We start from the raw sequence: 14,311 nt of genomic DNA on the forward strand, positions 1-14,311 counted from the left end.
TCTTCACGAGCGATAATCCGGGTCTTCCGTGCTGCGGCCCTTCCCCCCTTCCTGGTACCATGTCGAAGCCGGCGAGATCGCGCCTCGGCCGAGGCTGCAGGGCGAGACGAAAGCCGATATCTGCATCGTCGGCGGCGGCTTTACCGGGCTTTCGGCCGCGCTGACGCTGGCGGAGGCCGGGGCGAGCGTCGTCGTCCTGGAAGCCGACCGGATCGGCTATGGCGCATCGGGCCGCAACGGCGGCCAGATCCATTCCGGCCAGCGGCGCGACGTGCTGTGGCTGGAAAAGCATTACGGCTTTGCGCGCGCCAAGGCCCTGTGGGATGTCGGCGAGCGGGCGAAGGCGCTGGTGCGCCGGCTCGCCGCCCGCTTCGGCCAGCCGGTCGCGGACGGGCTGGTGGAGACCTTCCACCGCGAGGCCGATTCCCACGAGAACGAACATTTCGTCGAGGCGCTGACGAGCCGCTACGGCTATTCCGACGTCGCCGTCCTCTCCCGCGATGCGGTCGCGGCGGCGGTCGGCTCGACCTCTTATGTCGGGGGCCTGCGCGACGGCGGCGCCGGCCATCTCGACCCTTACCGCTTCGCGCTCGGCATGGCAAAGGCGGCCGAGGCCGCGGGGGCGCGGGTCTTCGAGGAGAGCCCCGCCCTCTCCTACGGCCGGAACGGTGGTTTTGCGGTCCGCACGCAAGCGGGCAGCGTCACCGCGGACCGGCTGATCCTCGCCACCAACGGGCGCTCCGGCCCGCTGGAAAAGCTGACGCGCCGGCGCACCCTCGGCATCAATTCCTTCATGGTGGCGACGGAGCCGCTGGGCAACCTCGCCCAAACCGTTCTGCCTGGCGGCGAATGCGCCTCCGACAGCTATTTCGTCGTCTGCTACTGGCGCAAGACGCCGGACGGACGGCTCCTCTTCGGCGGCGGGGAATCGAATGCCGGTGCCATTCCCGGCAGCATCGCCGATTTCGTCCGACCGCACCTGACGCGCGTCTATCCGCAGCTGAAGAATGTCGGCATCGCGCATGGATGGGGCGGCGTCGTCTCCATCACGCCGGAGCGCGTGCCCTTCATCCGCAGCCTCGGCGACGGGGTTTCGGCGGCGGCCGGCTTTTCCGGCCAGGGCGTGGCTCTCGCCCCCTATATCGGCCACCTGCTCGCCGAGGAAGCGCTGGGTCGCGCGCCCGACGACCTCAAGCTCTACGCCGATCTGAGGATCAGTCAGGTGCCTGACATTACCTGGATTCGCCGCGGCCTGGTGCGCCTTGCCCTCCTGCGCGGACGGATCGCGGACCGGTTCTGAGGTCGCTCCCCGGCGACAGGCGGTTCCGCCAAAAGGAAGCGCGGAACGCCCGCTGCGCCACAAGCGTTCATTCACCATGAGCAGAACAGCGAGCCCAGAGTTCACGGCCGGCCATGCCGGCGCCTCACGCAGCAGCGCCGCAGCAGACCCGGCCGAGATCTCGCGGGGGCTGAAAGAGCTTCAGACCATTGCGCGCCTCATGGACGCCCGCTTCGGCGTGCCCGGCTTCCGGTTCGGCCTCGATTCCGTCATCGGCCTCGTCCCCGGCATCGGCGATGCGGCCGGCGGGCTGATCTCCGCCTATCTCATCTACCGGGCGCACCAGCTCGGCGCGGACAACCACATCAAGGCGAAGATGGTGAAGAATGCCGGCTTCGACTTCGCCCTCGGCCTCGTCCCCGTGGTCGGCGATATCGGCGACGTCTTCTTCAAGGCCAATACCCGCAATGTGCGGCTTTTGACCGAGCATCTCCGGGAAAAGCACGGGGCCGGCATGATCGACATCACGCCCCCCAAGGGTTCCGGCAAGAGGGGCCGTCAGGGCCGCCGGTAGGCCTCCGCGCCCATCAGGCAGGTCGCCGCGACCGACCGGTCGTCGCCCATCATCATCAGGACGAAAAGCTCCTCGAAGAGCGTTTCCACCCTCTCCATACGCTGCGCCATGGCGGGCGTCGCCCGATTGTCGAGGACGACGAGGTCCGCCTCCACGCGCGGCCGAAAGGTGCCGATGCGGCCTTCAAGGCCGAGCGCCTCGGCGTTGCCGAGCGTCAGCATGTGGAAGGCCTCGAAGGGCGTGAGGCGCTCATCCTTCAGCGCCAGCACCTTGTAGAAGGCGGCCGCCGTCTGAAGCATGGAATAGGAAGTGCCGCCGCCGATATCGGTGGCAAGGCCGACCCGGACCGGGGGTTCGCTCCGCCGCATGGCGACGAGATCGAAGAGCCCGGAGCCCAGGAAAAGGTTGGAAGTCGGGCAGGCAATCGCCGCCGCCCCCGCCTCGCCGAGCGCCTGCCGCTCGCGCGGCGAAAGATGGATGCAATGGCCGAAGAGCGCCTTCTTCCGTACCAGGCCGTAGCGCTCGTAGACCGCCGTGTAATCCTCGCTCCAGGGAAAGTCGCGCGCGACCGTTTCGATCTCTTCCTGGTTTTCCGACAGATGCGTCTGGATGTGCATGCCCGGATATTCGGCGGCGAGCGCGCCGGCAGCTTCGAGCTGCGCCTCGGACGAGGTGACGGCAAAGCGCGGCGTGATCGCATAGGAAAGCCGGCCCCTTTCGTGCCAGCGCGCAATCAGCGCCTTCGTCTCGTCGTAGCCCTTCTGCGGCGTATCGAGGAGCGCTGCCGGCGCGGCGCGGTCCATCATCACCTTGCCGGCGACGAGGCGCATGCCCCGCGCCTCGCCTTGCGAAAAAAGCGCCTCGGCGGAGGCCGGATGCACCGAGCAGTAGACCGCCGCGCTGGTCGTGCCGGAGCGCAGGAGCTCGTCGAGAAGGAAGCGCGAGGCGGCCGCCGCGACGCCCGCATCGGCGTAGCGCTGCTCCTCCACGAAGGTGTATTTCTCCAGCCATTCGAGGAGATGGGCGCCGTAGGAGGCGATCACCTGCGTCTGCGGCATGTGCAGATGCGGGTCGATGAAGCCCGGCATGACGAGATACGGGCGATAATCGGCGATCCGCGCGCCGGCCGGCAGGGCCTTGAGGAGCGCGCCAGCCTCACCGACGCTTTCGATCCGCCCATCCCTCAGGACGAGAAGCCCGTCCTCGACATAGCGGACAGCCTCGCCCTCCCCTGCCAGAACCGGATCGGCCTCGAACCAGAGGAGGCGTCCGCGGATCGCATCGAAACGGGCAGACCCGATCATCACCGGATCCCGCTGCCGGCGATCCAGGCGGCCAGCTTCTGCCGTTCCTGCGGCGTGATGACGGCGACGGCGGGCGGCGGCATGGCATGCGAGCGCACCGCCTGAAGCTCGATCAGGTGCCAGTTGCGCACCACGTCCCGGGTGGTATCGAGCCGCACGTTCTTCGGGGCGCGCAAGACGCCCTCATAGAGCGGCTCGGCGGCATGGCACATGGAGCAATGGCCCATGACGATCGCCTCGGCCTCGTCGAAATCGGCCGAGGCCATGAGGGCCTTTTCGGTCGCGTTCGGCGCGGCGGTGTCCGGCGTGGCAGCGGCCGCCTCGGCGGCATCGGTGCCCGGATAGCGCGACAGGAAGACGATGGCGAGAAAGAGGAGCGCCACGGCCGCCCAGGGCCACCAGAGCATCCGGCCGGTCGCGTGCATGACGTTGAAGAAATGCCGGATGAGCGCCCCCGCCGGCAGGATGAGGATGGCGATCAACCAGTTCCATTCCGTTGCGAAGGCAAGGGGGTAATGGTTGGAGACCATGAAGAAGAGGACGGGCAGCGTCAGGTAATTGTTGTGCAACGAACGCTGCTTGGCCGCCAGGCCGAGGGAGGGGTCGGGATCGCGCCCGGCCTTGAGGTCGGCGACGACGATCTTCTGGTTCGGGATGATCAGGAAGAAGACGTTGGCCGTCATGATCGCGGCGATCAGCGCGCCGCAATGGATGAAGGCGCCGCGGCCGGAAAAGACCTGGGTGAAGGCGAAAAAGACGAGACAGAGGAAGACGAAGAGGGCCGCCAACAGCACGGCGTCGTTCCGGCCGAGCGGCGAGCGGCAGAGGAGATCATAGACGATCCAGCCGGAGGCAAGGCCGCCAAGGCTGATTGCGACGGCGCCCCAGACCGGCAGATCGACCCTCGACGGATCGAGCAGGAAGAGCTCGGCGCCGAAATAGTAGACGATGACGAGGAGCAGGAAGCCGGAGAGGAAGGTGGAATAGCTCTCCCATTTGAACCAGGTGAGCTCCTGCGGCATGAAATGCGGCGCGATCGTATATTTCTGCAGGTGGTAGAAGCCGCCGCCATGCACCTGCCAGGCCTCGCCGCTGACGCCCTCGGGCATGCCGGAGCGCTTCTTCAGGCCGAGATCGAGGGCGATGAAATAGAAGGAAGAGCCGATCCAGGCGATGCCGGTGATGACATGCACCCAGCGCACCGCGAAACTCAGCCATTCCCACAAAACCGGGCCCATCGATCCTCCAGCGGCGGGCGCGCGGCCCCGACATGAGAAGGGAGCCGGCCGCGGCCGGCTCCCCGTCTTTTCGCGGCCAGACTAGCTCTGCACGCCTTCCACGTACCAGTCCATGCCGAGGAGATCGGCGTCGGGGATGGTCTCGCCGTCCTTGATCTTGACCTCGCCGGACTGGTCCTTGATCGGGCCGGTGAAGGGATGCAGCGTGCCGGCGGCGATGTCGTTCTTCACCTTGTCGGCCGCCTCGCGCACATCGGCGGGCATGATCTCGTTGTAGGGCGAGATGCCGACGAGGCCTTCCTTGATGCCCCACCAGATGTCCTCCGGCTCCCAGGTTCCGTCGATCTGCTTCTGGATCTGCTGGACGTAGTAGGGACCCCAATTGTCGGTGATGGCCGTCAGATGCGCCTTCGGGGCGAAGGACATCATGTCGGAGGCCTGGCCGAAGGCGTAGACGCCGCGCTGCTCGGCAGCCTGCAGCGGGGCCGGGGAATCGGTGTGCTGGGTGATGATATCGCAGCCCTGGTCGATGAGGGCCTTGGCGGCATCGGCTTCCTTGGCCGGGTCGTACCAGGAGTTCACCCACACGACCTGCACCTTGAAGTCCGGATTGATCTTCTGGGCGGCGAGGGTGAAGGCGTTGATGCCCATCACCACTTCCGGGATCGGCACGGAGGCCACGTAACCAGCCTTGCCGGTCTTCGACATCATGCCGGCGATGGTGCCGATGACGGCGCGCCCCTCGTAGAAGCGGGCGTTGTAGATGCCGACATTGTCGGCGGTCTTGTAGCCGGTGGCGTGCTCGAAATGCACGTCCGGGAACTGCTTGGCAACCTTGATGGTCGGGTTCATGAAGCCGAAGGAGGTGGTGAAGATCAGCTTGTTGCCCTGCTGGGCGAGCTGGCGGATGACGCGCTCCGAATCCGGACCCTCGGCAACGTTCTCCACATAGTTCGTCTTGATCTTGTCGCCGAACTTCTCGACGGCCTCCTTGCGTGCCGTGTCGTGGGCGTGCGTCCAGCCGTAATCGCCGACCGGGCCGACATAGACGAAGCCGACATTCAATACGTCCTGCGCCGAGGCGCGGCCGATGAGGCCCGGCAGGGCGAGCGTCGCGGCGGAGCCGGCGAGCAACTGGCGTCTGTTGATCCTGAACATTTTTTGCAAAAGCTCCCTGTTTTCGTGACTTGAGGGTCTTGGGGCGCGCCGGCCTAGCCGGTCGCGCGGAAAGGCTTGCCGAGACAGGCCGGCGCCGCCAGCCGCCCGCCCGCCGGGGCGATGGAGATCGCCGTCAGGACGACGATGGTGGCGAGATAGGGCAGCATGGCGAGGAATTCGGGCGCCACCACGGAAACGCCGGCCGCCTTGGCGTGCAGCTCCAGGGTCATCACCGCGCCGAAGAGATAGGCGCCGCCGAGAAGGCGGAGCGGGCGCCAGGAGGCGAAGACGACGAGGGCGAGCGCGATCCAGCCGCGCCCGGCCGTCAGCCTGTCCGCCCACATCGGCGTCAGCACCAGCGAATAATAGGAGCCGCCGAGTCCTGCCATGGCGCCGCCGAAGGCGACGGCGAGATAGCGCACGCCGATCACCGGATAGCCGATGGAATGGGCGGCCTCGTCGCTCTCGCCGATCGCCCGCAGGATAAGGCCGGCACGCGAGCGCGTCAGGAACCAGGCGACGAGCGCCGTCATGACAAGCGAGATGTAGACGAGCGGCGAATAGCCGAAGAGGACACGCCAGATCGGGTCTTCCGCCAGCGCGGCGGGAAAGACATGGGCGAGAGCCGGCACGGTGAGCCCGACGAAGCCCTGGCCGATCAGCGAAGAAAGGCCGATGCCGAAGATCGTCAGCGCAAGGCCCGTCGCCACCTGGTTCGCCGTCAGCGTCAGCGTCAGGAAGGCGAAGATCATCGAGGCGGCGGCGGAGGCGACCATCGCGGCCACGAGGCCGAGCGGGGCGCTGCCGGTCGAATAGGTGACGGCGAAGGCGGTGACGGCGCCGATCAGCATCATGCCTTCGAGGCCGAGATTGAGGACGCCCGATTTCTCCACGACGAGTTCACCGAGGGCGGCGAGGAGGATCGGGGTGGCGGCGCCCACCACCGTCATCAGGATGGAAATGAGGATCGCGGTGGTCATGCCGAGGCGCTCTCCGGCTCCGGCGCCTTGGCGCCGGCGGGCTGCCCGGAAGCGGGCCTTTCATGCGTGGCGCGGGCGCCGGCGGGGACGACAAGGCGCAGGCGGTATCGCACCAGCACGTCGACGGCGAGAAGGAAGAACAGCATCATCGCCTGGAACATGCCCGTCGCCGCATAGGGGAGCCCGATCGCCGTCTGGGCGTTCTCTCCGCCCACATAGGAGATAGCAAGAACCATGCCCGCGAGCACGATGCCGAGCGGGTGCAGACGGCCGAGGAAGGCGACGATGATCGCCGTGAAACCGTAGTTCTGCGGGAATTGCGGCGTCATCTGCTGAAAGGGCCCGACGGCCTCGAAGATGCCGGCAAGGCCGGCCAGCCCACCGGAGGTCAGGAGCGCCAGCCAGATCGTGCTTCTGGCCGAAAAGCCGGCATGACGGGCCGCCTGCGGTGCAAGACCGACGATGCGCACCTGGAAGCCGGTGATGGTGCGCGACAGGATCACCCAGACCACGACCGCGATGAGCACGGCCATCGGCACGCCGAGATGGATGAGTGTGCCGGGCACGACGATCGGCAGGGTCTGCCATTCGGTGAAGAGGCGCGTCTGGGGAAAGCCGAAGCCCTCCGGATCGCGCCACGGCCCCCGCATCAGGTAAAAGAGGAGCTGGATCGCCACATAGGTGAGCATCAGGCTCGTCAGGATCTCGTTGACGTTGAAGCGGGTCTTCAGGAAGGCCGGGATCGCCGCCCAGGCGAGGCCGCCCAGAATGCCGGCAAGCACGATCGCGGGCAGGATCCAGTAGCCCTCCATGCCCCAGGTGGCGAGCGCGACACCGGTGCCGGCGAGCGCACCCACGATGTACTGGCCCTCGGCACCGATGTTCCAGACATTCGCCCGGAAGCCGATGGCGAGGCCGAGCGCGATGATGATGAGCGGCGCGGCCTTCACGAAGAGGTCCTGCCAGCGATAGGGATCGACCAGCGGGGTGAGGAAGATCTGGTAGATCGCGCCGAGGCCGTCATAGCCCATGAGGGTGAAGATCACGATGCCGGCGACGACGGTGAGGAGCACCGCCAGAGCGGGCGTCACGTAGAGCATCAAGCGGCTCGGCTCGCGGCGCGCCTCCAGCTTAAGCCGCATGGGAGTGCTCCTCCTGGTCGAGGGCGGCGGAAGCGTCGTCCTCGCCGTGCATGCCGCCCATCAGGAGGCCGACGCGCTCGATCGATATGCCTTCCACTTCCATCATCTCCGACAGGCGGCCGCCGTTGATGACGGCGAGCCGGTCGCACAGCGCCAGAAGCTCGTCGAGGTCCTGGCTGATGACGAGGATCGCCGAGCCGGCGGCGGCGAGATCGACAAGCGCCTGGTGGATCGCCGCGGCCGCGCCCGCATCGACGCCCCAGGTCGGCTGGGAGACGACGAGGATGTCCGGCTTCTGCAGGATCTCGCGGCCCATGATGAATTTCTGCAGGTTGCCGCCGGAAAGGCTGCCGGCCGTCGCCTTCGGCCCCGTCGCCTTCACGCCGAAGGTGTCGATGACGTTCCTGGCGTAGTCCTCGGCGGCCGAATAGCGGATGAAGCCCTGGCCGGTGAGGCCCATGCGGTAGCGGGCCGTCAGCACCGTATTGTCGGAAAGCGAGATGCCGGGAACGGAGCCGTGTCCGTTGCGCTCTTCGGGCACCGAGCACATGCCGTCGCGCCGCCTCTCGCCGACATTGGCGGCGATGCAGGCCTTGCCATTGAGGAAGATCGCGCCGTGCTCGGCGCCGTCCATCTCGCCGGCGAGCGCGGCCAGAAGCTCGTTCTGGCCATTGCCGGCGACCCCGGCGATGCCGACGATCTCGCCGGCGCGCACATTGAGGCTGATCTCCTTCAAGGGCACGCCGAAGGGGCCTTCGCGCGGGGCCGAAAGGCGGATGACCTTCAGCCGGTCCGGTCCGAAATCGGCCGTGCGCTTGCGGCTGACATCGCGCAGCGAGCCGCCGATCATCATCTCGGCCATGGAGCGCGCCGATTCCTCGCGCGGATCGCAAGTGGCGACGACGCGCCCGCCGCGCAGGATCGTGGCGGTCTCGCAGAGCGCCTTTATCTCGTGCAGCTTGTGAGAAATGTAGAGGATGGAGCAGCCTTCGGAGGCGAGCTGGCGCAAAGTCTCGAAGAGGCGTTCCACCTCCTGCGGCGTCAGCACCGAGGTCGGCTCATCCATGATGAGGAGCTTCGGCTTCTGCAGAAGGGCGCGCACGATCTCGATGCGCTGACGCTCGCCGACGGAAAGGGTGTGCACCTCGCGTCTGGGGTCGAGCGGCAGGTGGTAGGTCTTGAGAATCTCCGTGACCCGCTGCTGCAATTCGCGCCAGGAATATTTCTCGTCGATGCCGAGCGCGATGTTCTCAAGCACCGTCATCGCCTCGAAGAGCGAGAAATGCTGGAAGACCATGCCGATGCCGAGGCGCCGCGCCACCTTCGGATTGGCGACCTCCACCTCCTCGCCGTCCCAGAAGATGCGCCCTTCATCGGCGTGCTGCACGCCGTAGATGATCTTGACGAGGGTGGACTTGCCCGCCCCGTTCTCTCCGAGAAGCGCATGGATCTCGCCGGGCGCGACCGAAAAGCTCACATCGTCATTGGCGAGAACGCCCGGAAAGCGCTTGGTGATACCCTCAAGCGCCAGCCGCGGCGGTTGCCCTTGTTTTGCCATCGCTCGCTCTTCTTCCCTGCCTGTCGCCCGCCGCGGGTGGTTCCGACCGCCATTTGATGAGGCTTGTGGTGACTTCCGCCGCGACCAGGGCCGCAATCACGGGCGGGCGCTTGTCACGCAGCGCCGTTCCGCCGATCGGCAGGACGAGACGGTCGAATGTGGCGCGCTGGAGCCCTTCCCGGCAAGCCCAGCGCTCGAATTGCGCACGCTTCGTTTTGGAGCCGATCATGCCCGTATAGGCGAGGTCGTCGCGCTTCAGCGCCGCCTGGGTGATGGCGAAATCGATGGCGTGGCTATGGGTCGCGACGATCACCGCCGAGCCCGGCGGCGCTTCGGCCACGACCGCCTCGCCGAGAGCCGTCCAGACCGTCTCCACGCCCGCCGGCAGATCCGTCAGCAGCTCCTCGCGCGCATCGACGACGCTGGTGCGGAAAGGCAGCGGCGCGAGCGCGAGGGCGAGCGCCCTTCCGACATGGCCGGCGCCGAAGACATAGATCGCCGGCTCGAGCGCCCTCGCCGCCTCCTCGGCGCTTTCGATCTCGGCAAGGAGGGCCGCATCGGCGATACGGAAGGAAAGGCCCACCCTGCCGCCGCAGCACTGGCCGAGATCGGGGCCGAGCGGCACCTTGTGCTCCGCACGCTGGCGCTCCTCGGCAATGAGCCGGCGCGCGGCGGCGAGCGCCTCGTATTCCAGCGTGCCGCCGCCGATCGTGCCGGCAAAACCCGTCTCGGAGACGAGCATCGCCGCGCCCGCCTCGCGGGGCGTCGATCCCTTCGCCTCGTCGACGCGCACGAAAATCGCCGGCTCGCCCGCCGCGAGCCTGTCGCGCAGGAAGGCGGCGAGCGACTTCAAGAAGTGGCCCCCGCGCGGCGGCGGACGTCTTCCACGGCAAAAAGAATGCGCTCCGGCGTCGCCGGGGCGTCGAGATCGGGGAACGCCCTGTAATCCGATGCGGCCGAGACGGCGTCGGCAAGGGCGGAGAAGACGGAGATCGCCAGCATCAGCGGCGGCTCGCCCACCGCCTTCGAGCGGTGGATGGTCGCGGCGCGGTTCTCGCCCTTCTTCCAGATGGCGATGCGCATGTCGTCCGGGCGGTCGTTCGCCGTCGGGATCTTGTAGGTGGAGGGGGCGTGCGTCTTCAGCTCGCCCTTCTCGTCCCAGACGAGTTCCTCGGTGGTGAGCCAGCCCATGCCCTGGATGAAGCCGCCCTCGATCTGGCCCATATCGACGGCCGGGTTCAGCGAGCGGCCGACCTCGTGGAGGATGTCGATGCGCGTGGCGCGGTTCTCGCCGGTTAGCGTATCGATCGCCACCTCCGAGCAGGCGGCGCCATAGGCAAAATAGAAGAAGGGGCAGCCGCGCGCCGTCTCCCGGTCGTAATGGACGCCGGGCGTGGCATAGAACCCCGTGGAGGAGAGCGAGACGCGAGCGAGATAGGCCTCGCCGACGAGGTCGGCAAAGCTCATCTCCTCGTTGCCGATCCTGACCCGGTTCGGGCCGAAGACCACCTGTTCGGCCGGCACGTGCCAGGCGTTCGCGGCGAAGGCGACGAGCCGCTCCCTGATGGTGCGGGCGGCGGCCTGCGCGGCCATGCCGTTCATGTCGGAGCCGGAGGAGGCGGCCGTGGCGGAGGTGTTGGGCACCTTCGCCGTGTTCGTGGGGGTGATCTTCACCTTCTCGACGTCGATCTGGAATTCCTCGGCGACGACCTGGGCCACCTTCATGAAGAGCCCCTGCCCCATCTCCGTGCCGCCGTGGTTCAGCATGACGGAGCCGTCCTTGTAGACATGGACGAGGGCGCCGGCCTGGTTGAGATGCGTCGTCGTGAAGGAGATGCCGAACTTCACCGGCGTCAGGGCGATGCCCTTCTTGAGGATCGGGCTCTTTGCATTGAACTGGCGGATCGCTGCCCGGCGGGCGCGATACTCCGAGCTTGCCTCCAGCTCCTCCACCATCTCGGCGATGACGCTGTCCGTCACCTCCATATGGTAGGGCGTCAGCGCTCCGCCTTCGGCCGGATAGAAGTTCGCCTTGCGCACATCGAGCGGATCGCGCCCGAGATCGAAGGCGATGCGGTCGATCATCCGTTCCGTCGCCACCATGCCCTGCGGGCCGCCGAAGCCGCGGAAGGCCGTGTTGGAGACGGTGTGCGTCTTCAGACGCCGCGAGGTGACGCGGGCATTGTTCAGGGCATAGGCGTTGTCGGCATGGAACATCGCCCGGTCGGCGATGGCGCCGGAAAGGTCGGCCGAATAGCCGCAGCGGGCGGCCTGATCGAAAGCGGCGCCGGCGATGCGGCCCTCCTCGTCGAAGCCCACCTGCCAGTCGATGACGAAGTCGTGGCGCTTGCCCGTCATCACCATGTCGTCGTCGCGATCGAGGCGCAGCTTGGCCGGCCTTCCCGTCTTCCTCACCGCCAGCGCGGCGATCGCCGCGAGCAGCGCCGGCTGGCTTTCCTTGCCGCCGAAGCCGCCGCCCATGCGGCGCACCTCCACCGTGACGGCATGATCGGGCAGGCCGAGCACCTTGGCGACGTTGTGCTGCACCTCGCTCGGATGCTGGGTGGAGGAGAAGACGGTGATGTCGCCATTCTCGCCGGGCTGGGCGTAGGCGATCTGGCCTTCCAGATAGAAATGGTCCTGGCCACCTATGGCGATGCGGCCGGATGCCCGCTGGGGGGCGGCGTCGATGGCGGCCGCGGCGTCACCGAGCCGCATCTCGTGCGGCGGCAGGAGGTCCGCACCCGCCTCCAGCGCCGCCTCGATGGAGAGGATCGGCGGCAGCTCCTCATAGGCGATCTCGGCAAGATCGGCCGCGGCGCGCGCGAGAGCCGGCGTTTCGGCGGCGACGGCGAAAAGCGACTGGCCGCGATATTCCACGACGTGCTCGGCGAAGACCGGATCGTCGCCATAGACCGGGCTCGCATCGTTCTCGCCGGGAATGTCGGCCGCCGCGAGCACGCAGGCAACGCCCGGCGCGGCACGCACCTTCTCAAGGTCGAGGGAGAGGATTCTCGCATGCGGGCGGGCGCTCATCGCCACGTAGAGGTGAAGCGTGCCCGGCAGTTCGGGCAGGTCGTCAATATAGCGCGCCTCGCCGCTCACATGCCCGGCGGCGCTGTCATGGGCGAGCGGGGCGGAGACCCCGCCGGCGATCGGAGTCTCAACCTTTTCCTTCGTGGCAGCCGGCTCTCCGTGCTTCAGCCTCGCCGTGCCGGCAACGCCGCGATCCTGGATGAGGTTCTCGTCCATCAGGCGACCTCCAGGACGCTCAACGCTGCGCCCTTTCCGTCCGCCTCGTTCTCCAGGAAGAAGCGCAGAAGGAGGTTCTGCGCCGCCTTCAGCCGGTAGCGGGCGGAGGCGCGCATGTCGGTGAGGGGCGCGAAATCCTCGCCGAGTGCTTCGGCGGCGGCGCGGAAGCTCTCCTCGCAGAAGGGCTTGCCGGCGAGCGCGGCCTCGGCGGCCTTCGCCCGCCTCGGCGTCGCGGCCATGCCGCCGAAGGCAAGGCGCGCGGCGGCGATCTGCCCGCCCTCCATCTCGATGCGGAAGGCGGCCATGACGGCGGAAATGTCCTGATCGAAGCGTTTGGAGATCTTGTAGGCGCCGAAGCGCGAATGGGGCCCGAGCTTTTCAACCACGACCCTTTCCACGAACTCGCCGGGGGCGCGGTCCTGGTGGCCGTAGCCGATGAAGAAGTCTTCCAGCGCGATGGTGCGCACCTCCTCGCGCCAGCGCAGCACCAGATCGGCGCCGAGGGCGATGAAGGCCGGCGGCAGGTCGCCAATCGGCGAGCCGTTGGCGATATTGCCACCGACCGTGCCGCAATTGCGGATCTGGACGGAGGCGAAACGGCGCATCAGCTCGCCGAGATCCTCATGGATGGCGGCGAGCCTTTCGGCAGCCTTGCTGTGGCTGACGGTGGCGCCGATGGAAAGGTGGCTCTCCGTCTCCTCCATCTCGCCAAGCTCGGGAATGCGGGTGACGTCGATCAGCACCTTCAGGTGCCGCTGCTGCTTCGTCACCCACAGGCCGACATCGGTCGCACCGGCGACGAGGATCGCATCGGGATAGCCCCAATAGGTGACCGCCAGCTCGTCGAGCGAGCGCGGGGTGAACCAGCGCTGGGCGCGGCCCTCCGCATCGCGGCCGGAGATGCGCAACATCGCCTGGTTGTCCATGGCGGCAAGGCGCGCGGCCGTGCTCTCCTCGCCTGCGCGGCCGTTCCCGCCGCTGGCGAGCGCCTCGACCCCCGCCTCGACGATCGGCCCGTAGCCGGTGCAGCGGCAGAGGTTGCCGGCGATCCAGTCCTTCACCTCCTGGCGGGTCTTCGCCTCGCCGGTCAGCCAGCCGGCATAGAGCTGCATGACGAAGCCGGGCGTGCAGAAGCCGCATTGCGAGCCGTGCTTTTCCACCAGCGCCTGCTGCACCGGATGCAGGGCGCCGTCGGCGCCCTTGAGATGCTCCACCGTGAGGAGCTGGCGTCCATGCAGGCTCGGCAGGAACTGGATGCAGGAATTGACGGCGCGATAGGCCATGCCCCCCTCGCCGTCGGGCTCGCCGAGGACCACCGTGCAGGCGCCGCAATCGCCTTCCGCGCAGCCTTCCTTGGTGCCGGTCAGGCGCTCGGCCGTACGCAGGTAATGCAGGATCGTCTCGCTCGGCGAGCGGCCCTCGATGCGGCGCTCCTCGTCCCCCAGCAGGAAGCAGATCCGGCTGCCCATCAGCTGCCCCGGTAGGTCGAATAGCCGTAGGGCGAAACAAGCAGCGGCACATGATAGTGCCCGTCCTCGGCCATGCCGAAACGGATCGGAACGACGCCGAGGAAGGGCGGGTCGGCAAGCTCCACGCCCTGCGCGATAAAGTAATCGCCGACATGGAAGCGGAGCTCGTAGGTGCCGGTGTGGAAGGCCTCGCCCGCAAGCACCGGCCCCTCGCAGCGCCCGTCGGCATTGGTGAAGACGCTGGTGATCGCACGCCCGTCGGCGGTGAAAAGCTCGATGCGCATCCCGGAAGCCGGCCTGCCGGAGGCGGTGTCCAGAACATGCGTCGTCAAACGGCCCATCCCCATCCTGCCGGTT

At 67.6% G+C, this 14,311-nt stretch carries 12 protein-coding genes; 2 read left to right on the forward strand and 10 right to left on the reverse strand.

What is annotated here, in order from left to right; all coding sequences use genetic code 11:
* Positions 1–28: 28 nt before the first annotated feature.
* Together CLD20_RS17710 and CLD20_RS17715 are read left to right on the forward strand one after the other, a co-directional pair.
* Complete coding sequence (locus tag CLD20_RS17710; RefSeq protein ID WP_224408000.1) at positions 29–1,300, forward strand: FAD-binding oxidoreductase; 1,272 nt, start codon at positions 29–31, stop codon at positions 1,298–1,300.
* Between the two features lie 76 nt (positions 1,301–1,376).
* Entirely contained in the window at positions 1,377–1,853 is a 477-nt protein-coding gene (locus CLD20_RS17715; protein ID WP_224408001.1) for a DUF4112 domain-containing protein, read from the forward strand.
* Here the strand turns inward: CLD20_RS17715 and guaD are convergent.
* From guaD to uraH, 10 genes are all read right to left on the reverse strand, one after another.
* The gene (guaD, locus tag CLD20_RS17720) at positions 1,838–3,157 is read right to left on the reverse strand and encodes a guanine deaminase (RefSeq protein WP_224408002.1); all 1,320 of its coding nucleotides are present in this window, start codon (positions 3,155–3,157) and stop codon (positions 1,838–1,840) included. The two genes, CLD20_RS17715 and guaD, sit on opposite strands and share 16 nt — an antisense overlap.
* Positions 3,157–4,395: a urate hydroxylase PuuD gene (locus CLD20_RS17725; protein ID WP_224408003.1), complete on the reverse strand. Its 1,239-nt coding sequence runs from the start codon at positions 4,393–4,395 to the stop codon at positions 3,157–3,159. The genes guaD and CLD20_RS17725 overlap by 1 nt, the downstream gene beginning before the upstream one ends.
* An 81-nt stretch (positions 4,396–4,476) precedes the next feature.
* Positions 4,477–5,553 (reverse strand): BMP family ABC transporter substrate-binding protein, encoded by a 1,077-nt coding sequence (locus CLD20_RS17730; protein ID WP_224408004.1) that lies wholly within the window; start codon positions 5,551–5,553, stop codon positions 4,477–4,479.
* A gap of 53 nt (positions 5,554–5,606) precedes the next feature.
* Positions 5,607–6,533 (reverse strand): ABC transporter permease, encoded by a 927-nt coding sequence (locus CLD20_RS17735; RefSeq protein ID WP_224408005.1) that lies wholly within the window; start codon positions 6,531–6,533, stop codon positions 5,607–5,609.
* The gene (locus tag CLD20_RS17740) at positions 6,530–7,675 is read right to left on the reverse strand and encodes an ABC transporter permease (RefSeq protein WP_224408006.1); all 1,146 of its coding nucleotides are present in this window, start codon (positions 7,673–7,675) and stop codon (positions 6,530–6,532) included. Before CLD20_RS17740 ends, CLD20_RS17735 begins: the two co-directional genes overlap by 4 nt.
* Positions 7,665–9,233 carry an ABC transporter ATP-binding protein gene (locus CLD20_RS17745; protein WP_224408007.1) on the reverse strand — a complete coding sequence of 523 codons (1,569 nt, stop codon included), beginning with the start codon at positions 9,231–9,233 and terminating at the stop codon, positions 7,665–7,667. Before CLD20_RS17745 ends, CLD20_RS17740 begins: the two co-directional genes overlap by 11 nt.
* Positions 9,196–10,086 carry a xanthine dehydrogenase accessory protein XdhC gene (gene xdhC, locus CLD20_RS17750; protein ID WP_224408008.1) on the reverse strand — a complete coding sequence of 297 codons (891 nt, stop codon included), beginning with the start codon at positions 10,084–10,086 and terminating at the stop codon, positions 9,196–9,198. The genes CLD20_RS17745 and xdhC overlap by 38 nt, the downstream gene beginning before the upstream one ends.
* Positions 10,083–12,485, reverse strand: coding sequence for a xanthine dehydrogenase molybdopterin binding subunit (gene xdhB, locus CLD20_RS17755; RefSeq protein WP_224408009.1), 2,403 nt, complete (start codon positions 12,483–12,485; stop codon positions 10,083–10,085). The genes xdhC and xdhB overlap by 4 nt, the downstream gene beginning before the upstream one ends.
* Positions 12,485–13,954, reverse strand: coding sequence for a xanthine dehydrogenase small subunit (xdhA, locus tag CLD20_RS17760; RefSeq protein WP_224408010.1), 1,470 nt, complete (start codon positions 13,952–13,954; stop codon positions 12,485–12,487). Before xdhA ends, xdhB begins: the two co-directional genes overlap by 1 nt.
* A complete protein-coding gene (gene uraH, locus CLD20_RS17765; protein ID WP_224408011.1) occupies positions 13,954–14,295 on the reverse strand; it encodes a hydroxyisourate hydrolase in 342 nt (113 codons plus the stop codon). Before uraH ends, xdhA begins: the two co-directional genes overlap by 1 nt.
* Positions 14,296–14,311: the final 16 nt, after the last annotated feature.

It is taken from the genome of Afifella sp. IM 167 (genome assembly GCF_020144925.1).
In the GTDB taxonomy this organism is placed as follows: domain Bacteria; phylum Pseudomonadota; class Alphaproteobacteria; order Rhizobiales; family Afifellaceae; genus Afifella.